The following is a 19,558-nucleotide window of genomic DNA, read 5'->3' as shown; positions in this document are numbered from 1 at the left end:
GGGACCCGTCCTCGCAGGTACGGGAGATGATCGGCATGCAGAAGTTCAGCAGTTCCACGGCTGCCCTCACCGAGGAGTACGGAATTGAAATCGGCCGCTGGACGGAATACGGCGGCACTGACTTCATGCCTTTCGGCGCGATGTGGTGCGTTATTCCGCCCAATTCCTCCAGCCAGGCGGACCAGCACCCGGAAATCGAGCTGGCGGTCGTCGTGGAGGGCGATGCGGATTTTGACGTGGCCGGCGCGCGAGAGCACGCGCCGGCCGGCTCCGCGATCCTGCTCGGCTCCCAGGAGCGCCACGTGATCCACAACAGGTCGGCAGGGGACCCGCTCGTCCTGCTCAGCATGTACTGGATGCCCGAAGGGGCCGGCCATGCGCGATGACGAGACGGGCGGGCTGACGGTGCTCGTGTCGCCGCCCCCCACCCCCAACGGCCCGCTGCACGTCGGTCACCTGTCGGGACCGTACGTCGCCGCCGACGTCGCGGCCCGCGCGGCCAGGGCGCGCGGCGAGCGCGTGCTGACCGTCTGCGGCACCGACGACCACCAGAACTACGTGCCCGCCAAGGCGCGGGCCCTCGGTCTCGACCCCGACAAGGTGATCGCCGACTACGGCACGCGCATCGCCGAGGTGCTCAAGGCGATCCGCGTCGACCACGACGTCTTCACCTCGCCGCGAGGCGACCATGAGTACCGGCGGGCGGTGACAGGACTGCTGGACGAGCTGGTCGAGGCGGGGGTCGTCGTGACCCGCGAGCACACGCTGACGGTGTGCGGAGACTGTCGCGCCACCCTCCACCACGCCTACGTCAGCGGCGGCTGCCCCGGCTGCGGGGCCTCCATGGGGGGCGGCACCTGCGAGGGCTGCGGCGGGTACGCCTCCGCGGCCGACCTGGTGGACCCCGTGTGCACGGTGTGCGGCGGGCCGCCGGTGACCGTGACAGGACGGCGGCTGACCCTCCCGCTGGAGGAGCACAGGGAGAGGCTCACCGGCATCTGGTCGCGCGCCGTCATCCCCGCCCGGTGCCGAGCCCTGCTCGGCCGCCTGCTGGACGAGGGCCTCCCGGACATCCCGGTGTGCTACCCCTCCGACTGGGGGATCGAGGTTCGCGGCGGGCAACGTCTGGACGTCTGGTTCGAGATGGGCCTGGCCTACCTGTACGCGGTGGGCCGTGCCATCGACCCCCGGGCCAGGACCATGGCGGAGTACGCCGCCGCCTGGCGTTCGGTCTCCGGGCTCTGGGTCTTCCTCGGCCTGGACAACGCCTTCTACTACGCGGTGTTGTTCCCGGCGATCCTGTCCGCGGCCGGGGTGCCGGATCGCGCGGCGCTCGGCGGGCTGGTGACGAACGAGTTCTACCGCCTCGACGGCCTGAAGTTCTCCACCAGCAGGAACCACGCCATCTGGGGGCACGAGCTGCTGGACGGCGCGGACCCCGGGCTGGTCAGGCTCTTCCTGAGCTGGGACCGGCCGGCGCCGCACGCCAGCAACTTCACCTCGGCCGCGTTCGAGGCCTTCGCCGCCCGCTGGCGACCGGTCACCGAATCCCCGCCCACGGGCGCGCACCCGTCCGAAGCCCCGCCCACGGGGGCGCACCCGTCCGGATCTCCGCCCACGGGGGCTGACCTGGCCGGATCCCCGCACTCAGGCGCCGAGGTCGTCAGGGCCGGGCAGGCCTTGCGGCCCGAGCACTTCGACTCCGCGCTGGCCGTGCGTTGCCTGCTTCCCGCCGCCGAGCGTGGCGATCGCGGAGCCGGGCGGCTGCTCGGCCTGATCACCGGGTAGCGGCATGCGTCGCTGCGTCATAGGAGCGGGGCTGGCGGGCACGCTGCTCGCCTGGCGGCTCAAGGCCGCCGCCCCGCGGGATGAGATCTGCCTCTACACCGGTGACCCGGCCGCCGCCGACGCCACCGCGGCGTCGGGCGGGCTGGTCCGGGCCTACGAACCCGATCCCGCCGCCGCCCGCCCGGCCGCCGACAGCCTCGCCGAGCTCAGGGCGAGCGCCGTCCTGCGCGACTGGGCGGACTATCGCGAGATCGGTTCGGTGTACGTACGAGCCGCGCCCGTCGAAAGCGCCCCGCCGTACGCGCACGGCATGCCCGTCGAAGGCGCCCCCCTCGAAAGCCTGCCGCCCGGGGCGGAACTCGTGACCGGGACCGCGCTCGCCCGCCTGGGGATCCACGGGGTGCCGCGCGAGGCGATCGCGGTCGTCGAGCGGCGGGCGGGCCACATCTCACCGCACCGGCTGCGGCTCATGGCCCTCGAAGACTTCCGGCGGCGGGGCGGCGAGGTCGTGGCGCGCGTGGTGGAGCGGATCGGCGAGCACGGCGACCACGCCGAGATCGTCGTGGACGGCCGGCGACACCCCTTCGACCTCGCCGTGGTGGCCGCGGGCCCGTGGACTCCCGCGCTGCTGAGCCGCAGCGGACTGGCCGGGCCGGGCGTTCGCACCAAGCGGATCCAGTACCAGATCTACGAGGTGTCCGGCCGCAGGCCGCCGCCCTTCGTGGACGAGACCACAGGGCTCTACGGCCGGCCGTCCGGACGGCATGGCCTGCTGCTCGGCGTGCCCAGCGAGGATTGGGACCTCGACGCCGGCGCACTGCCCGTCTCGCTCAGCGCGTGCCGCGACACCGAGGGCGCCGCGCGGCTGAGGCTGCGGGAGCTGCGGCTGCTCAGGCGCGTACGGACGACCGCGGTCTGCGACGCCTACACCGACGCCCGCCTCCTTCGACTCGCCCCCCTCGGCCGATGCCTGCACACCTTCACGGGCGGCAGCGGCGGAGCGGCCAAACTCGCCCTCGCGGCGAGCGGAGAGGCCGCCGGCCGCCTGCTCGCCGGCCCCCTGACGCTCGCCGCCACCAGCCGGACGGAGCCATGATGATCGAAAAGCTGCGCAGAACGCTCGACCCCGTGTGCCCCGAACGCCTGCTCGGTCCAGGGCACCCCCGCTACGACGAGATCCGGCAACTGTTCAACGGCATGCACGACCGCCGCCCCGGCCTCATCGCCCTGCCGTACAACCGCACGGAGCTCGGCATCGTGGCAGGCGAGGCCGCCCAGGCGGGCGTGCCCATCGCGGTGCGCGGCAGCGGCCACAACATCGCCGGTTCCGCCTCCCTGGACGGCGGCCTGGTCATCGACCTGCGCTTCCTCGACGGGGTCCGCGTCGACCCCGCCACCCGCGTGGCCAGGGTCAAGGGCGGCGCGACCTGGGCGGCGTTCGACGCCGCGGCTTCCGGGCACGGTCTGGCCGTCACCGGCGGCACCTTCGACACCACCGGGGTCGGCGGGCTCACCTTGGGCGGCGGCATCGGGCACCTGATGGGCAGGTACGGGTTGTCGTGCGACAACGTGCTTTCGTACTCGCTGGTGACCGCGGACGGCGGGCACGTCGTCGTGGACGGGGAGAGCGACGCCGAGCTGGACTGGGCGCTGCGCGGCGCGGGCCACAACTTCGGGATCGTGGAGGAGTTCACCTTCCGCCTGCACGACGTGGCTCGCGTGTACGGCGGCGTGGTGGTCTACCCGGAGCACGAGATGGCCGCGGCCACGCGGCTGTTCAGGGAACTGGCCGAGGACGCTCCCGACGAGCTGGTCTGCATCCTGCTCCTGGAGCGCCACGGCCCGGCGCAGGAGCCGGTGGCCGTGATGAGCGTGTGCTACTGCGGATCCGACGAGCAGTACGCACGGACGCTGGAGCGCAGGCTGCGCGGTCCCGAGGTGCTGGACTGGCGCATCGAGCGGCGCGACTACCTGAGCATGCAGCAGATCCTCGGCCGGCTCCCGTACGGCCTGCGCCACTACTGGAGCGCCCAGTGCACGACCGCGCTGCCCGACGAGCTGATCGACGAGCTGGTCGAGAGGTTCCTGGCCGGGAGGTGGCGGGGAACCTTCAACGACACCGTCTACCTGGAGGAGATCCACGGCGCGGTCCGCAGGGGCCCGGCCGGCGGTTCCGCGGTGCCGTTCCGCGACGCCCGGTTCAACGTCACCGGCATGGCGATCTGGGAGTCGGGGGAAGCGGACGAGGAGCAGAGCGCCTGGGCGCGGTCGGTGTCCGCGGCGGCGGCGCCGTGGGGGATCCACGGCGACGGCTACGTCAACTACGTCTCCGACGCCCACGCCGGCAACCGCGACCTGCGTGACAGGGCGCGGCGCACGTTCGGCGAGGAAGGGCTGGCCCGGCTGCTGCGCGTCAAGCGCCGGATGGACCCGGGCAACCTTTTCAGGTCCAACTACAACCTCGATCCGGCCGCCTACGAATCGGTGACGTCATGAGCAGACAGCGGTACGACTTCGACACCGTCGCCATCGGCGCGGGCCCGTCGAACCTCAGCCTGGCCGCCCTGTACGAGGGCGCCTGCGGCCGGCCCCTGCCCGTCTTCGAACGCAGCCCAGGACCCACCTGGCACGAGGGCCTCATGCTGCCGGGCGCCAGGCTGCAGACCTCATGGATCAAGGACCTGGTCTCCCTCGTGGACCCCAGGCACGAGCTGTCCTTCCTCAACTACATCGTCTCCACCGGCCGGGTCTACGCCTTCCTCAACGCCCAGTTCGACGCCATCCCGCGCCTCGAGTACGCCCGCTACCTCGCCTGGGCGGCCGGGCACCTCGACATCAGGTACGGCACGGCCGTCGACCGGGTGGCCTACGACGACGGCTTCGAGCTGTACGGCGGCGGCCGGCTGCTGGGCAGGGCCCGCCACGTGGTGTTCGGCCTGGGCACCCGCCCGCACGTCCCTTCGTGCTTCACCGGCCGGACGCTGCCCGGCGTCATCCTGGCCGAGCACCTCATGGGCCGCCTGCCGGACCTGACCGACCGCGACGCTCCCGCCGTGGTGGTCGGCGGCGGCCAGACGGGCGCCGAGTGCGTGCTCGCCCTGCTGCGGGCGGGCTTCCACGACGTGCAGTGGATGGGCCGCCGCCACTGGTTCGCCCCACTCGACGACTCGCCCCCGGCCAACGACTTCTACCGGCCCTCGTACCTGGGCTTCTTCACCGGGCTGCCCGAGGCCACCCGCAGGCGGTTGCTGAGCGAGCAGGTCGCCACCAGCGACGGGGTCTCCATGTCGAGCCTGCAGGAGATCTACCGCGCCGAGTACGAGGAGCGCCTGGAGAACGGCGGACGCCCGCTGACCCTGCTGCCGGGCCGTGACGTGGTCGCGGTGTCGGGCAGGGGCGGCGTGGTGACCATGCGCTGCCGGCTCACCACCGGAGGGCACGAGTTCCGTGAGGCCCGGCACGTCGTGCTGGCCACGGGCAGGGAGCCCGCCCCGCTGCCGTTCGACGCGGAGATGGCCGAGATGGTGGAGCTGGACGCGACGGGCGAGCCGGTCGTCGAGCAGCACTACTCGCTGCTCTGGAAGCACGCCGACCAGCACCGCGTCTTCGTGCAGAACCGGGCGCGGTTCACCCACGGCATCAACGACCCCAACCTCAGCCTCCTGTCGGTGCGCGCGGCGTACATCGTCAACGCGCTGTTCGAGCGGGAGGCGTACCGGATTCGCGACGAGCACACCTTCACGGTCTGGCCCGATTCCCACCCACGGTGAGTGATCATGAATTATGACAACAGAGTGTTCGTCTCGTCGGCGGCGGATCACGACGTCCCCGTCGGCCACTACCACCAGCGCGACCACGTCGTCTGGGCGGAGTTCCGCGGGGGCGAGGTGACGGCCGGGCGGCTGATCGGCACCTGTGCCTCCGACGGCACGCTGACCTTCGGCTACACCCAGGTGCTCGCGGACGGCAAGGTCGTCACGGGGACCTGCACGAGCACGCCCGAGGTGCTGCCCGACGGCAGGCTGCGCCTGCGCGAGGCGTGGCGGCGCTTCGACGCGGCCGGCTCGGCGGGCGTCTCCTTCATCGAGGAGGTCCGCTACGAGCGCCGGGGGCTCACCAGCCCGCTCTCGTAGGCGAGCACGACGAGCTGGGGGCGGTCGCGGATCCCGAGCTTGGAGATGATGCGGCTGACGTGGGTCTTGGCGGTCAGCGGGCTCATGTGCAGCGCCACGCCGATCTCGGAGTTGTTGTGGCCGGCCGCCACCATCGCCATCACCTCGCGCTCGCGGTCGGTGAGACTGTCCAGGCTCTTGGCCACGCCGTCGAGCGCGCCACCGGCGGGACGCTGCGAGAACTCCTCGATGACCCGCCGGGTGACGCTCGGCGTGAGCAGCGCCTGCCCGTCCGCGACCACGCGCACGGCCCTGCGCAGCTCGTCGGAGTCGACGGTCTTGGTGAGGAACCCGCTGGCGCCCGTCTTCAGCGCGTCGAAGATGTACTCGTTGACCTCGAACGTGGTCAGCACGATGACCTTGACCGCCTCCAGCGCCGGGTCGCTCATGATCTGGCGGGTGGCGGCCAGGCCGTCGAGCCTCGGCATGCGGATGTCCATGAGCACGATGTCGGGCCGCTCCCTGCGAGTCACCTCCACCGCCTCCACGCCGTCCTCGGCCTCGGCCACCACCTGGATGTCGGCGTCCATCTCCAGCAGGCTGCGGAAGCCCGCGCGGACGAGCTGCTGGTCGTCGGCGAGCACGACGCGAATCGTCATGAATCACTTCCGTTCTCAGGGGGCGGGGATCCAGCCGTCGACGGTGTACTGGCCGCCGGGGCCGGGCCCCGCGGTCAGCCGGCCACCCAGGCTGGTGGCCCTCTCCTGCATACCGGCCACCCCGTGGCCGCCTTTCTGCTTGGACGGCCCGCGCGGGGTCGCGCCGGTGCCGTTGTTCCGCACCGTGACGGCGACGCCGTCGCCCCGGTACTCCAGCTCTACCTGTACGAGGGTGGCGTTCGCATGTCTCAAGACGTTCGTCAGCGACTCCTGGACGATGCGGTAGATGGCCAGCCCGGCAGCCGGGCGCACCTGGGCGGGATCACCGTTCTCGATCAGGTCGATCTCCAGCGGGGACATCCTGGCCCGATCGATGAGTGTGCCGATGTCGGACACGCCGGGCAGCGGCGCCAGCTCGGGGGACGACTTGCTCTGGCCGTTGCGCAGCACGTGGACGGCCGCCTGTAACTCGGCGATGGCCTCGTTGTTGATGTCGCGGGCCGTACGCAGGGCGGCGCGGCCCGCCTCCAGGTCGCGGGCCACGAGATCGTGGGCCACGCCGATCTGGATGCCGACCACGGCCAGGGTGTGGGCGGTGACGTCATGGAGCTCCTGGGCGATGCGCAGGCGCTCGTCGATCAGCCGCCGGTTGGCCTCGCCTTCCAGGCGCTGGTGCACCTCCCCGGACCAGCGGCTGCGGCTGTGCATGCTGTCGCCGAGGATCAGGGCGCCGATGACGAGGAGCAGCTCGCGGAAGATCCCGTCGATGAGGCTGAGGGTGAGATCGACGTTCTGGATGGCCAGCCAGACGGAGGAACTCGCGAACGCCAGCAGGCCGACGATCGCGGCGAACATCAGCCGGCCGGCGGCCGCCATCGTCCACAGCGGGATGATCAGCGGCCACACCGGCGCGATGCTCGGGAAGTCCGTCAGGTTGTAGATCGCGACCGCGATGAGGCTGCCGATGAGCACGAGGCCCGGCCAGCGCCGGCGTACCAGCAGCAGCGCGCCCAGTGTCACGCCCAGGATGTAGGCCGCGATGCTGGAGGTGGGCCGCTCCGACGGCTCGGCCGACACGGACACGCTGATCATCACGCTGCCGGACGACACCCCGGCGAGGAGCACGTCGATCACCCAGCGTAACCACGGGGTGTCGAGCTGAGGAGCATGCACGACGTCGCCAGGGCGCAGCAGTCGCATGACTACCTCCATGGGCGTCACCGGCGGGGGCTCCAGCCCTCACCGTAGCGTGGCCGACCAGGTCCGGCCAGCCACGTCAGCCGCGCCAGCCGCGTCATCCGTGGTCGTGGGAGAGCGATCTGGGCACCCTGACTCGGTCGGCGGGGGACACGGTGAGGAACTGGCCCATCATCCCCGCATCCTCGTGGGCCAGGATGTGGCAGTGGAACATGTAGGGCCTGATCGGGTCGGAGTACCTCAGATATCTCACCCCGAGCCGTACCGTGCTGCCGGGTGGCACGATCACCGTGTCCTTGTTGCCGCGCATGTGCGGCGGGGGCGTGCGGCGGTCGAGGTCGAGCACGTGGAACGTCACGCCGTGGATGTGGAAGTTGTGCGGGATGTCCTGGTCGTTCTTGACCTCCCAGACGCCCACCGTGTTCGCCGTGGCGACGTGGTCGACCCGTTTCATGTCCATGGTCTTGTCGTTGAAAGTGAAGTCGCCCATCACGATCCTGGTGACCGCGGCGTTCGCCGCCGGCTGGATCGCAGGCACCGTGGCCAGCGTGGACGGCAGGGGAGGCGACGGCCGTAGCCGCGGCGCCGCCACGAACGCCAGCAGGTCCATCTCGTCGTTGCCGCCCGCGAGCTGCTCGTACAGGAAGTTCGACTGCAGGTCGGGGGCGAAGCTGCGCAGCACCGCCTTCTCGCCGGGCCTGAACGCGACCACGATCTCCGCCCGCTCGCCGGGGGAGAGCATCAGGCGCTTGAGCGGCAGGGGGGCCGGCAGCAGCCCTCCGTCGGTGCCGACGAGCTGGAAGCTCCTGCCGTCGGCGAAACCGACGTGGTAGACCCTGGCGTTGGAGCCGTTCAACATCCTGAAGCGGGCCAGCGTGGTCGTCACCTTGAAGTACGGGTCGTAGGTGCCGTTGATCAGGATCCGGTCGCCGAGCAGGCCGGTCACGTTGATCCCGCCGAACCTGATGCCGTCCGTGCTGAGCGACCCGTCGTCGTTGAAGTTCTTGTCCTGGATGATCAGCGGGACGTCGTCGACGCCGTACGTGTGCGGCAACCGGGTGTCCCCGTCGTCGATCAGGAACAGGCCCGCGATGCCCCGGTAGACGTGCTCCGCGGTGACGGAGTGCAGATGCGGGTGGTACCAGAGCGTGGTGGCCGGCTGCTCGATGGTCCACTGCGGAGACCACGTACGGCCGGAGGCGATGGGCTGGTGCGGCCCGCCGTCCATCTGCGCGGGCAGGTGCATGCCGTGCCAGTGCATGGTCGTCGTCTGCCGGAGCCGGTTGGTGACGTGCACCTGCACGCGGTCGCCCCGGTTGACACGGATCGTGGGGCCGAGATAGTTGCCATTGGCCCCCCACGTCGGCGTGCGCCTGCCCGGGATCAGCTCGGAGACGCCCTCCTGCAGGTTCAGCCTGAACTGCTTGGCCGTCCTGCTCGACCCCGGCGCGGGGGCCAGGAGGGGCGGGATGCGCAACGGGGTCGAGAACGACAACTGGCCCGCGTTGCCGCGTGAGGCGTCCAGCCACAACCAGCCGGCGAAGCCGCCGATGGGCGTTACGGTCACGACGCCGATTCCGGTCATCCATCGGAGTACCGTTCGGCGGGTCTCTCGTCTCATGATCTCGTCCTTGTCCCCCCGGTCCTGTGCTGCTTCGGTACGACCTGAAAGGGCTTCAGAGGCCCCGGCCACGGCGCGAGGGCCACGGCACCATGAGAGCGATACCGATGATCATCAACCACCACCCGACGAGGACCTCGGGCATCGGGACGAACCTGGGGTTCTTGATGATCTCGCCGATCGGGACGAAGAGAACGCCCAGATCGAACAGCAGGCCGGCGAGCGCGATGATCACGCCTATCCAGAAACGCGGACGGCTCAACAGGGCACGCCGCTGGGTATTCGTATCCATTGCTTCCTCCAGTGATGATGCGTTTGCCGCCCCCTCAACCGTAGGAATTCGCAGGTCGGGGGGCATCTGCCGGGCGGAGTTCGTTTCGTGCGCCATTCGTAGTAGCCCGGGGGGTCACATAGTCTTCCGGGAGTAGGAAAAGGCCCATGCGGTAACGCGTATGAGCGCCTCGACGACGATGGCGCGGCTCATCTTGCTGGCGCCCCGGGTGCGTTCCACGAAGGTGATCGGCACCTCCGTCACGCGCAGGCCCGCGCGTACCGTCCTGAGGGTCAGGTCCACCTGGAAGCAGTAGCCCTGCGACTCCACGTCGTCGAGGCCGATCTCCTTCAGCGTCGTCGCGCGGTAGGCCCGGTAGCCGCCGGTGGCGTCGCGTACGGGGAGGCGGAGCAGGGCGCGCGTGTAGGCGTTGCCGCCCCGCGACAGGATCTCGCGCGACTTCGGCCAGTTCACCACCCGCCCGCCGGGCACCCAGCGCGAGCCGATCACGAGGTCGGCCGAGCGCAGGGCCGCCAGCAGGGCGGGCAGCTCCTCCGGCCGGTGCGAGCCGTCGGCGTCCATCTCCACCAGCACGTCGTAGGCCCGGTCGAGCCCCCACGTGAAGCCGCCGATGTAGGCCGCGCCCAGGCCCGCCTTGCCCGGCCGGTGCAGGACGTGCACCTGCGGGTCGCGGCGGGCGAGCGCGGCGGCGATCTCGCCGGTGCCGTCGGGGCTGGCGTCGTCCGCCACGAGCACGTCCGCCTCGGGCACGGTGGCGCGGATCCGGCCGACGACGCTCTCGACGTTCTCACACTCGTTGTACGTCGGAACGACGACGAGGGTCCGCCCCAGCTCGGCACGGGTGTCCACGGCCGCTCACCCGCCCATCGCGTGCAGGCCGCCGTCGGCGCGCACGATCTCGCCCGTGGTGGCGGGGAGCCAGCCGGACATCAGCGCCAGGCACGTCCTGGCCACCGGCTCGGGGTCCGAGCTGTCCCAGCCGAGCGGCGCCCTGGACTTCCACACGTCCTCGAAGTCGCCGAACCCGGGGATGCCCTTGGCAGCGATCGTACGCAGCGGGCCGGCGCACACCAGGTTCACCCTGATGCCGCGCGGCCCGAGGTAGCCGGCCAGGTAACGCGAGCACGACTCCAGGCCGGCCTTGGCCACGCCCATCCAGTCGTAGCCCGGCCAGGCCACCGACGCGTCGAAGTCGAGGCCCACGATCGAGCCGCCGCCCTCCATGAGCGGGACGGCGGCCATGGCCAGCGCCTTCAGCGAGTACGTGGAGACATGGACGGCCGTGGCCACGTCGGCCCACGGGGTGGTCAGGAAGTCGCCGCCGAGCGCGCTGCGCGGCGCGAACCCGATCGAGTGCAGCACCCCGTCCAGCCGGTCGGCGTGCGGGCGGATCCGGTCGGCCAGGGAATCGAGGTGCGCGCTGTCGGTGACGTCCAGCTCCAGCACCGGCGCGGGCTCCGGCAGCCGGGCCGCGATGCGCTCCACGAGCCCGAGCCTGCCGTAGCCGGTGACCACCACCGCGGCGCCCTCCAGCTGGGCCAGCCGCGCGACGTGAAACGCGATCGACGATTCGGTGAGAACTCCGGTGACCAGAATTTTCTTACCGCTGAGAAGCCCCATTGAATAACCTCGCTCATGTCATTTGACGCCATCTTCCAGGACCGCCTTGGACGACTGCTAGAGAGGTGCTCGTGGCCGCCAAGAAGGTCACTGGTGGGCGCTCTCCACGCGCTGGACGACGGGAAACGCGATAACTAGCCTGGCGAGCAGGGATTACACCCATGGAGGCTAAATTGCTGGGATTGCGAAAAGAGAAAACCCCGGTCCTGGTCGTCGGCGGTGGCGTCGCGGGCATTTCCACGGTGGCTTTTCTGGCCGTGTACGGGGTGCCGTCCGTCATGGTCGAGCGGCGGCCGGGCACCTCCACCCACCCGCGGGCGCGAGGCGTCAACGCGCGCACGATGGAGCTGCTCGCCGCGCTCGGCGTGGACGACCGGGTACGTGCCGCGGACTCGGCGCGGGCGCTGGCCGCCAACAGCGGCATCAGGGCGATGGAGACCCTCGCCGGCCAGGAGTACGGCGAGATGCGGGCCACCTACTTCGTCGACCCCCTTGTCAGCCTGGAGCACATCAGCCCGGCCGGCTGGTGCCTGTGCGACCAGGACGAGCTGGAGCCGATCCTGATGGAATGCGCCGTCGAACTCGGCGCCGACGTCCGCTTCGGCACGGCTCTGGAGAGCTGGACGCAGGACGGCGACGGCGTGCGCGCCGTCGTCCGCGAGGCGGCCACCGACGAGGTCCACACCATCGAGGCCGGCTACCTGGTGGCGGCCGACGGCGGTGGGAGCCGGGTGCGGCAGGGGCTGGGCATCAGCCGCTCCGGGGCGGGCACGCTCGCCCACTACCTCAACATCCATTTCCACGCCGACCTGCGCGAGGCGCTGGGCGAGCGGCGGTTCATCCTGTCCTACGTCGTCAACTCACACCTCATGGGCGCGCTCGTGCCCGTGGACAACGCGGTCAACTGGCTGCTGCACGTGATGTACGACCCGGAGAGCGGGCAGAGCCCCGACGACTTCCCCGAAGAGCGGTGCGCCGAGCTGGTACGCGCCGCCACTGGACTGCCCGACCTGGACGTGAAGATCAAGAGTGTGCTGCCATGGGAGGCCGCCGGGCTGACCGCGGACTCCTACCGGCAGGGCCGGGTCTTCCTCGTCGGCGACGCCGCCCACGTCATGCCGCCGAGCGGCGCCCTCGGCTCCAACACCGGCATCCAGGACGCCCAGAACCTGGCGTGGAAGCTCGCCATGGTGGCACGCGGCCAGGCCGGGCCCGGGCTGCTGGACAGCTACGAGGCCGAGCGGAGGCCGGTCGCGCTGGCCACGGTGGAGCAGGCCGTGCTCCGGTCGCAGGACCGGCCGGCGCTGGTGGGCGAGGAGGGGGAGAGCGTCGAGGGCATCGAACCGGACCACACCGTCCACTTCCGTCAGCTCTACCGATCCACCGCCGTGGCCACCTCCCCGCACACCCGTCCCGCGCCGGGCGGCTCCCCGCGGGCGCGTCCCGGTTCCGTGCCGGGCGGCTCCTTCCGGGGCCACTCCGGTGCCGGGGAGGACGATTCCCCGTGGGCCGGCGACCGCGACGGCCTGCCCGGCACGCGGGCGCCGCACGCGCGGGTGTCCCTGGACGGGCGGCGGATCTCGATGATCGACCTGTTCGGCCGGTCGTGGACGCTGATCACCGGCTCGGCCGAGCCCTGGGCGCCCGCCATGGCGCCGGTCGCGGCCCGGCTCGGGCTGGAGGTGGCGGTGTACCGCCTGGGCGTCGAGCTGACCGGCCCCGACGACCGATGCGCCGCGGCGTACGGCGGCGCGGGCACAGCCACACTCGTCCGGCCCGACGGATTCGTGGCCTGGCGGAGCGACCGCCCCTCGCCCGACCCGGACGCGACGCTGGAGACCATCCTGCGCGCCCTGCTGGACCTGCCACGAACCACGGAGGAAGCGATGATGCCCATGCCGCGAGGGACCGACGCGCGCACCCTGCTGGAGGGGCCATGAGCCACGGAGCAGCGATGGAGACCGCGATGCGGCTGTACCTGCTGCGCCTCGGCACGATCCGCGGCATCGAGGCGCCCGTGCCGGGCTTTCTGATCCGGCTGCACGATGGCACGAACGTCCTGGTCGACACCGGCTACCCGGCGGACGGTGACGGCTTCGTCGAGGTGAGCGCCGAGGATGACGTCGTCGCCAGGCTCGCCGGGCTGGGCCTGACCCCGGCGGACATCCACGTGGTGATCTGCACGCATCTCGACCCCGACCACGCGGGCAACCACGACAGGTTCCCGGGCGCCGAGTTCGTCGTCCAGCGCGCACACCTGGAGGTGGCCCGTTCCGGGGAGATCGAGCGGCTGGAGGAGGCGCGCAAGCACTGGGACCTGCCCGGACTGCGCTACCGGCAGGTCGAGGGCGACCTCCGGCTGCTGCCGGGGATCGAGCTGATCGAGTCGGGCGGCCACGTGCCCGGCCACCAGTCGGTGCTCGTCCGCCTCCTGGAGACGGGAGCCGTGCTCCTGGCCGGCGACGCCATCCCGATGAGCATCGCGGCCGACCCCGAAGAGCGGCCGATGTTGCCCTTCGATCTGGACGAAGCGGCGACGAGGGCGAGCACCCGCAAGCTGGCCGCGGTCGCCGAGCGCGAGGACGCCTTGGTGATCTACGGCCACGACCCGATGCAGTGGGCCGGGCTCAGCGTCTCGCCCGCGTACTACGCGTGATCGGAGCACGAAATCGCACTCCGCCGAAAATGACCGCAGCGCGAAATTCCCGGCCCCCTTTCCAGTGGCCGGGAATTCGTCGTCCTACTTGTCGCGGTGGCAGTCGGCGATGATGATCCGCTGCCATTTCCCGTCGAGCTTGAAGAGCATGTCGTCGGTGAACCTGTCGGGCCCGAGCTTGGTGAAGATCTCACGGAACGGGATGGGCGGGCCGTCCTTGAGGAAGAGCGAACCGTCGGTGAGGTCGAGCACGTCGCCCTTCCACCCGGCGCCGTACTGCAGCGCCCTGATGCCCGTGCTGTCGAAGTGATTGGTCACCACCCGCTTGTTGGTGGTGTCATATCCCCACACCCCCTTGAACGCGACGGGGTTGGCGACCTGGGGCCCGGGCTGCTCCTGGCTGTTCCACACGAACCACCTGCCGCTCAGCTCGAAGGCGCCGGTGGCCTTCAGCGTGCTGGTGTACGGCTTGCCCACGGGAGGGATGTTCTCGGACGCGCAGGTCCAACTGCCCGCGAACCACTCGAACTGCTTGAGATTCTTCTCGGAGGTCTTGTCCGCGGCGCCGTTGCGCGGTGGCTCCTGTACGGCGGCGGCCGGTGCCTGGGCGGCCCGCGGGGCGCCCGACGCCGCGGTGGACGACTCCGCCGTGCCGGCGCAGCCGCTCAGCGGAATCGCCATGACAAGGGCCGTGGTACTGAAGAAAGCCCTTTGGTTCTTCGTCAACATCGGTCCTCCCATTTCTCCGGACGGCCAGCTCGGAGCCGACCGGAATGCTTGATCAGTTCTTTTGAAAATGACGTTAACTTCGCGTCATAGGCGGCCGGTCGTCGCTCGCTAGAGCGCCGGTTCACGGCAATTCCACGACCTGCGCCGCATAGACCAGTCCCGAGCCGAATCCGATGAGCAGGGCCAGGCCGCCGCTGCTGACCGCGTTCGTGCTCAGCAACGCGTCCATGGCCAGCGGGATGGAGGCGGCGGAGGTGTTGCCGCTCCGCTCGATGTCGTGCGCGACGGTGACGTGCTCGCCGAGGCCGAGCCCCTCGGCGACGGCCTGGGTGATGAGCTTGTTCGCCTGGTGCGGGATGAACGCGTCCAGATCGGCGGGCGTGAGACCGGCCCGTTCGATCGCCCGCGCGGCGACCGGGATGAGCTCGGCGGTCGCCCAGCGATAGACGCGCCAGCCCGACATCGTCAGGACCGGCCACTTCAGCTCCGGTTGCCGTTGCAACTCGGGAACCCAGAAGCCGCTCATGCCGACGGCGCCGGCGCGCGAGCCGTCCGAGCCCCACACCACCGGGCCGATGCCCGCCCGGTCCGAGGGGCCCACCACGACCGCTCCCGCGCCGTCGGCGAACAGGAAGGCGGTGCTGGGGTCCTCGTGGTCGAGAATGTCGGAGACCCGCTCGGCGCCGATCATCAGCACGTACTCGGCGGTGCCGGTCCTGACCATGTCGCTGGCCAGGGCCAGCGCGTAGGAGAAGCCGGCGCAGGCGGCGGAGATGTCGAACGCGGCCGCCCGCGCGGCGCCGATCCGGTGGGCCACCTCCGAGGCCAGTGACGGCATCTGCGTGAGGTGCGTCGTGGTCGCGGCCAGCACGCAGCCGATCCGTGACGGATCGACGCCGGCCGCGGCCAGAGCCTTCTCCGCGGCGGCGGCGGACATCATGGGCAGCGACTCGCCAGGCCCCGCGTAGCGGCGCTCCCTGACGCCGGAGCGCGCCTCGATCCACTTCTCGGTACGGCCCACGCGCTCGGCGATCTCGGCGTTGGTGATGGCGTTGGCGGGCCGGTAGACCCCCAGCCCGAGGATGCGGCTGCCGGTGACCCGCCCGGCCGCGGGGAGTTCGATGGTCATCGCGCGTCTCATTCCTCGGTTGCCGCGCGCTGCCACGTCACCGGCATCGCGGACAGGGTCCGGATCATCGTGTTCGGGTTCCAGGCCAGCTCGTCCACGGGAACGGCGAGGCTCAGCCCGGGCAGGCGCCGCACCAGCGAGCCGATGGCCACGCGCATTTCCAGCCGGGCGAGGTTGGCGCCGAGACAGTGATGGACGCCGTGGCCGAAGGCGACGTGGGAGACGTTGCCGCGGTCGAAGGGGCGGTCGAGGACCAGGGAGTCGGGGTCGGAGAAGGCGCAGCGGTCCCGGTTGGCGGAGGTGGTCGAGGGGATGACGGCCTCGCCCCGGCGGATGGTCACGCCGCCCAGTTCGACGTCCTCGATGGCGACCCGGATCGTGCCGCCGCTGACGGCGCCCGGGGTGAAGCGCAGCAGTTCCTCCACCGCCGTGGTGATCAGCTGAGGGCTCTCGCGCAGCCGGGTCAGCTCGGCCGGGCGGAGCAGGAGGGCCAGCGTGCCGTTGACGATGGCGGCGGCGACGGTGTGGTAGCCGGCCGTCAGCAGCGTGGAGCCGAAGGTGAGCAGTTCCTCGAAGGTGAGCCGCTCGCCGTCGTGGTCCGAGGCGAGCACGCTCAGCACGTCCCCGCTGAACTCGAGCCGCTTGGCCGACACCAGCGAGGCCAGGTAGTCGTGCAGCGCGGTCCTGGCCGCGACGAGCTTGCCGGCGTCAGAGGGCACGAGGCTGAGCGCGGTGTCGACCGACTGCCTGAACTGCTCCCTGTCGTCCCCGGGCACGCCGAGGACGTCGCAGATCACCGCCATGGACAGAGGGATCGCGAAGCCCTGCGCCAGATCGCCGGGGGAGCCCTTGGCCACCAGTTCGTCGAGCAGCGTGTCGGTCAGCTCCTGGATGCGGGGGCGCAGGCCGGCGATCTTCCGCGCGGTGAACGCGTACGCCACCAGGGCCCTGAGCCGGCTGTGCTCCGGCGGGTCGAGCGAGAGGATCGAGGTCGCGTCGGGCGGTACGGGGCGCAGCCGCGGAGCGCCGGGCGCCGCGGCCGCGGCCCTGCTGAAGCGCTGGTCCGACAGCACCTGCCGGACCTCGTGGTAGCCGGTGACGAGCCACGCGTGGTCGCCGGTGGGCAGTTCCACCAGCGCGACGGGCTCTTCTCTGCGGAGTCGCGCGAACTCCGGGGGCGGATCGGTCAGTGTGGTCCCCCAGAACGGGAACTGGTGTCTCGGTGTCGTCTTGCTGGGCACGAGCGGTCTCCCATCGCCGGATCGCCGTACGGGCGGCTCCATGGTCGCGAGAAGACGTCGAGCGCCGATCGAGAACTGTTAGGGGAGGCGCGCGAATGAGCGGGTCACGCAGAAAGGCGCGCGAAGGAGCCGGTCACACAGAAGGCGCGCGAAGGAGCCGGTCACACAGGAAGGCGCGCGGAGGAGCCGGTCACACAGAAAGGCGAGGCGCACCCGATCTCGTGGGTGCGCCTCGCTGGAAACGCCTCAGGACTCCGCGTGCCGTCACGTCCGCATGAGGACGTCGGGAGCAGATCCCTCGAGGATCACCTGCTGCGCGTGACGCAGCTCGATCGAGGGTTCAAGGCCGATCTCGGCCCGGATCACCTTTCTGAGACGCTGGTAGACATCGAGAGCGTCGGCCCTTCTGCCCGAGCGGTGGAGCGAGACCATCAGCTGCAGGTGGTACCACTCGTGCAGGGGATGAGCCGCGGCGAGGGCTCGCAGTTCGCCAACCAGCTGACGATGTTTACCCAGTCGCATGTCGGCCTCGATACGCAACTCGTGCGCCGACAGGTGACTCTCCTCCATCCAGGCAAGATGAGCGGAGAGTCGCGGACCCGGCTCGACATCGGCAAGAGCGCGTTCCCGCCACAGGGCGAGCGCCTGGTGCAGCAGCCGGCTGGCGGTCTGGGTGTCGTCGAGGGCGAGTGCCGCCTGCCCTTCTTCCACGAGACTTTCGAACAGTGTCGCGTCGAGATGGTCCGGGTCCAACCGGATCATGTACCCCGGAGGGCGTGTCACCAGGAGTTCGCAGTCGTCCGCTGACGTGCCGCCACTCAGAATCTTCCGCAGCTGGTAGACGTAGGTCTGGAGGGTGGCGACGGCGCTACGCGGCAGTTTGCCCCGCCACAATTCCTCCAGCAATATCTCTGTGGGGACGACCCGATTGGGCTGGACCAGCAGCAGCGAAAGGACTTCACGGAGCTTCGGTGCGGTCGGGGTGCAATCTCCTTCGTCATTGATCACCTCTAGCGTGCCTAGGATGCGGAATCGCAGCATGGCTGCTCCCTAATCTGATGATGTTGCTTTTGCCGCCGGACTTGCCGAGCTCCTATTGCCGCTGTGACCTCGCTCGGAGCCAGTATCATCCAGCCGTGTTCGAGTGTCACTACTCGTTTGTCTATATCTCTGCACATGAATGCCTGGAGAAGTGGACGAGATGTTCTCCGGCGCATCCGAACCTTTCATGACCTGCGGCTCTCACTCATCAGATCAGATTGATGTTAAGGTTCTGACGATGATCAATCATTCCGGTCAGGACAGATGCAAAGTTTTTTCGGCCGGCCGAATAGCGCGTTCTCGGTCAAAACCCCAGCTTGGCGGGTGTGTTCCAGGCAACTGTCCTTGCGCCGCTACTCTCCGTGTCAATGTCGTCCAACGGGAGTAGGCCGGGGCCGGGCTACTCCCGGGGTCGTACTCCAGCTCGCTGCGGGGCGAGTATTCGACGGAATCGCGGAATGGGTACGCTGGAATTCCAGGCTCCGCCGGGAGCCGTCCGTCCGCAGTCGAATAAGGGGACCGCATAAATCCAGTCACGTATCCGATGATGATTCCGGCCCGGCCGGTTCATCGTGATTTTATGCTCGTGGAGATGAAGCTCACGTGGGTGACGAGGGAACCACCGGTTTTCGCCGGGACTTTCAGCTCTTTTGGCCTCAGGAGCCGCAGAGCCGCAACACGGAACTCGTCGGGGAGAAAGCGGCCTACCTGAGCCGGCTCGGCCATGTCTTCGGGGTCCCCCGGGGATTCAGCGTGACCGCGCTGTCCTACCACGACCTGCCGGCGCCGGACCGCGACGCGGTGCTGAACGCCGCCGTGGCCGCCTATCGGGAGCTGAGCCGGGACGCGGGTCTCGCGGTCGCGGTGCGACCCTCGCCGCCGCCCGGCATGACACGCAGGCGGCCGCCGGCCTTCCTCAACATCCGCGGGCACGAGGCGCTGTCCTCCGCCGTGACGGAGCTGCTCGCGTGGCCGATGCCGTCGCGCGGCTGGGCGCCCGGCCTGCCCGGGCACGCCATCGGCGGCCTCGGCAGGAGGGCGCTGCTGATCCAGGACCTGGTGGCGGCGGAGAGCTACGCCAGGGTGTACCTCGCCGACACCGCCTCCCCGGACAGCGACATCATCGTGCGCGCGACGTGGGGGCTGGGCGAGAACCTGGCCAAGGAGAGCGAGCCCGCCGACGTCTTCGTCTTCGACACGGGCCTGCGGCTGCTCAGCTATCAGGTGGCGGTCAAGGAACGCATGATCGCCCTGGCCGCCGGCGGCGTGACGGAGGTCGCCGTGATGAACGGCCTGCGGCTGCGGCCCAGCCTCAGCGAGACGCTGTCCCGGCGCATGGCCAGGCAACTCCAGCGGGCGCAGCAACTGCTCGGCCGGTCCGTACGACTCGGCATGGCAGTGGTCGGCGACGAGATCTCAACCGTCTCCTGCAGACCTTCGTAAAGCCGGGTCGCGCGCACGCGAAACCGGCCT

The 19,558-nt window shown here is 70.3% G+C and carries 19 protein-coding genes; 9 read left to right on the top strand and 10 right to left on the bottom strand.

Annotated elements, in window-relative coordinates; translation table 11 throughout:
• Positions 1 to 26 precede the first annotated feature (26 nt).
• Genes ACFPZ3_RS29205 through ACFPZ3_RS29180 form a run of 6 tightly spaced genes read left to right on the top strand, consistent with a single transcriptional unit; the run spans position 27 to position 5,921 of the window.
• Positions 27 to 386: a cupin domain-containing protein gene (locus ACFPZ3_RS29205; protein ID WP_379517459.1), complete on the top strand. Its 360-nt coding sequence runs from the start codon at positions 27 to 29 to the stop codon at positions 384 to 386.
• On the top strand, positions 376 to 1,788 hold the full coding sequence (locus ACFPZ3_RS29200) for a class I tRNA ligase family protein (protein WP_379517458.1): 1,413 nt from the start codon (positions 376 to 378) through the stop codon (positions 1,786 to 1,788). The genes ACFPZ3_RS29205 and ACFPZ3_RS29200 overlap by 11 nt, the downstream gene beginning before the upstream one ends.
• Before the next feature lie 4 nt (positions 1,789 to 1,792).
• The gene (locus ACFPZ3_RS29195; RefSeq protein WP_379517457.1) at positions 1,793 to 2,884 is read left to right on the top strand and encodes an FAD-dependent oxidoreductase; all 1,092 of its coding nucleotides are present in this window, start codon (positions 1,793 to 1,795) and stop codon (positions 2,882 to 2,884) included.
• Positions 2,881 to 4,284, top strand: a complete 1,404-nt coding sequence (locus ACFPZ3_RS29190) for an FAD-binding oxidoreductase (RefSeq protein WP_379517456.1) — start codon at positions 2,881 to 2,883, stop codon at positions 4,282 to 4,284. The genes ACFPZ3_RS29195 and ACFPZ3_RS29190 overlap by 4 nt, the downstream gene beginning before the upstream one ends.
• Positions 4,281 to 5,558: a lysine N(6)-hydroxylase/L-ornithine N(5)-oxygenase family protein gene (locus ACFPZ3_RS29185; protein ID WP_379517455.1), complete on the top strand. Its 1,278-nt coding sequence runs from the start codon at positions 4,281 to 4,283 to the stop codon at positions 5,556 to 5,558. Before ACFPZ3_RS29190 ends, ACFPZ3_RS29185 begins: the two co-directional genes overlap by 4 nt.
• Positions 5,559 to 5,564: 6 nt before the next feature.
• Positions 5,565 to 5,921: an avidin-fold protein gene (locus ACFPZ3_RS29180; RefSeq protein ID WP_379517454.1), complete on the top strand. Its 357-nt coding sequence runs from the start codon at positions 5,565 to 5,567 to the stop codon at positions 5,919 to 5,921.
• Here the strand turns inward: ACFPZ3_RS29180 and ACFPZ3_RS29175 are convergent.
• The 6 genes from ACFPZ3_RS29175 to fabI all read right to left on the bottom strand — a co-directional run bounded on the left by ACFPZ3_RS29175 (position 5,885) and on the right by fabI (position 11,289).
• A complete protein-coding gene (locus ACFPZ3_RS29175) occupies positions 5,885 to 6,559 on the bottom strand; it encodes a response regulator transcription factor (RefSeq protein WP_379517453.1) in 675 nt (224 codons plus the stop codon). The genes ACFPZ3_RS29180 and ACFPZ3_RS29175 overlap by 37 nt on opposite strands.
• 15 nt (positions 6,560 to 6,574) lie before the next feature.
• Positions 6,575 to 7,759, bottom strand: a complete 1,185-nt coding sequence (locus ACFPZ3_RS29170; RefSeq protein ID WP_379517452.1) for a sensor histidine kinase — start codon at positions 7,757 to 7,759, stop codon at positions 6,575 to 6,577.
• A 94-nt stretch (positions 7,760 to 7,853) separates the two neighbouring features.
• On the bottom strand, positions 7,854 to 9,323 hold the full coding sequence (locus tag ACFPZ3_RS29165) for a multicopper oxidase family protein (protein ID WP_379517451.1): 1,470 nt from the start codon (positions 9,321 to 9,323) through the stop codon (positions 7,854 to 7,856).
• A 109-nt stretch (positions 9,324 to 9,432) separates the two neighbouring features.
• On the bottom strand, positions 9,433 to 9,765 hold the full coding sequence (locus ACFPZ3_RS29160) for a hypothetical protein (protein ID WP_379517450.1): 333 nt from the start codon (positions 9,763 to 9,765) through the stop codon (positions 9,433 to 9,435).
• A gap of 18 nt (positions 9,766 to 9,783) precedes the next feature.
• Positions 9,784 to 10,518: a polyprenol monophosphomannose synthase gene (locus ACFPZ3_RS29155; RefSeq protein WP_379517449.1), complete on the bottom strand. Its 735-nt coding sequence runs from the start codon at positions 10,516 to 10,518 to the stop codon at positions 9,784 to 9,786.
• A gap of 6 nt (positions 10,519 to 10,524) precedes the next feature.
• Positions 10,525 to 11,289 (bottom strand): enoyl-ACP reductase FabI, encoded by a 765-nt coding sequence (gene fabI, locus ACFPZ3_RS29150; RefSeq protein ID WP_379517448.1) that lies wholly within the window; start codon positions 11,287 to 11,289, stop codon positions 10,525 to 10,527.
• A gap of 182 nt (positions 11,290 to 11,471) precedes the next feature.
• Between fabI and ACFPZ3_RS29145 the strand changes: the two genes are divergently transcribed.
• A complete protein-coding gene (locus ACFPZ3_RS29145) occupies positions 11,472 to 13,229 on the top strand; it encodes an FAD-dependent monooxygenase (RefSeq protein WP_379517447.1) in 1,758 nt (585 codons plus the stop codon).
• Positions 13,226 to 13,945 carry an N-acyl homoserine lactonase family protein gene (locus tag ACFPZ3_RS29140; protein ID WP_379517446.1) on the top strand — a complete coding sequence of 240 codons (720 nt, stop codon included), beginning with the start codon at positions 13,226 to 13,228 and terminating at the stop codon, positions 13,943 to 13,945. The genes ACFPZ3_RS29145 and ACFPZ3_RS29140 overlap by 4 nt, the downstream gene beginning before the upstream one ends.
• An 84-nt stretch (positions 13,946 to 14,029) precedes the next feature.
• Here ACFPZ3_RS29140 and ACFPZ3_RS29135 read toward each other — a convergent pair whose 3' ends face one another.
• The 4 genes from ACFPZ3_RS29135 to ACFPZ3_RS29120 all read right to left on the bottom strand — a co-directional run bounded on the left by ACFPZ3_RS29135 (position 14,030) and on the right by ACFPZ3_RS29120 (position 18,085).
• The gene (locus tag ACFPZ3_RS29135) at positions 14,030 to 14,626 is read right to left on the bottom strand and encodes a hypothetical protein (RefSeq protein ID WP_379517445.1); all 597 of its coding nucleotides are present in this window, start codon (positions 14,624 to 14,626) and stop codon (positions 14,030 to 14,032) included.
• A gap of 169 nt (positions 14,627 to 14,795) precedes the next feature.
• Positions 14,796 to 15,803: a beta-ketoacyl-ACP synthase 3 gene (locus ACFPZ3_RS29130; protein ID WP_379517444.1), complete on the bottom strand. Its 1,008-nt coding sequence runs from the start codon at positions 15,801 to 15,803 to the stop codon at positions 14,796 to 14,798.
• Positions 15,804 to 15,811: 8 nt separating this feature from the next.
• The gene (locus ACFPZ3_RS29125) at positions 15,812 to 17,044 is read right to left on the bottom strand and encodes a cytochrome P450 (RefSeq protein WP_379517443.1); all 1,233 of its coding nucleotides are present in this window, start codon (positions 17,042 to 17,044) and stop codon (positions 15,812 to 15,814) included.
• A 264-nt stretch (positions 17,045 to 17,308) separates the two neighbouring features.
• Positions 17,309 to 18,085 (bottom strand): AfsR/SARP family transcriptional regulator, encoded by a 777-nt coding sequence (locus tag ACFPZ3_RS29120; protein ID WP_379517442.1) that lies wholly within the window; start codon positions 18,083 to 18,085, stop codon positions 17,309 to 17,311.
• A gap of 603 nt (positions 18,086 to 18,688) precedes the next feature.
• Between ACFPZ3_RS29120 and ACFPZ3_RS29115 the strand changes: the two genes are divergently transcribed.
• Positions 18,689 to 19,528, top strand: a complete 840-nt coding sequence (locus ACFPZ3_RS29115; RefSeq protein WP_379517441.1) for a PEP/pyruvate-binding domain-containing protein — start codon at positions 18,689 to 18,691, stop codon at positions 19,526 to 19,528.
• The last annotated feature ends 30 nt before the right edge of the window (positions 19,529 to 19,558 follow it).

The organism is Nonomuraea insulae, from assembly GCF_042656245.1.
The sequence above is the reverse complement of the archived record's forward strand: the minus strand, read 5'-3'. Positions and strand labels throughout refer to the sequence as shown.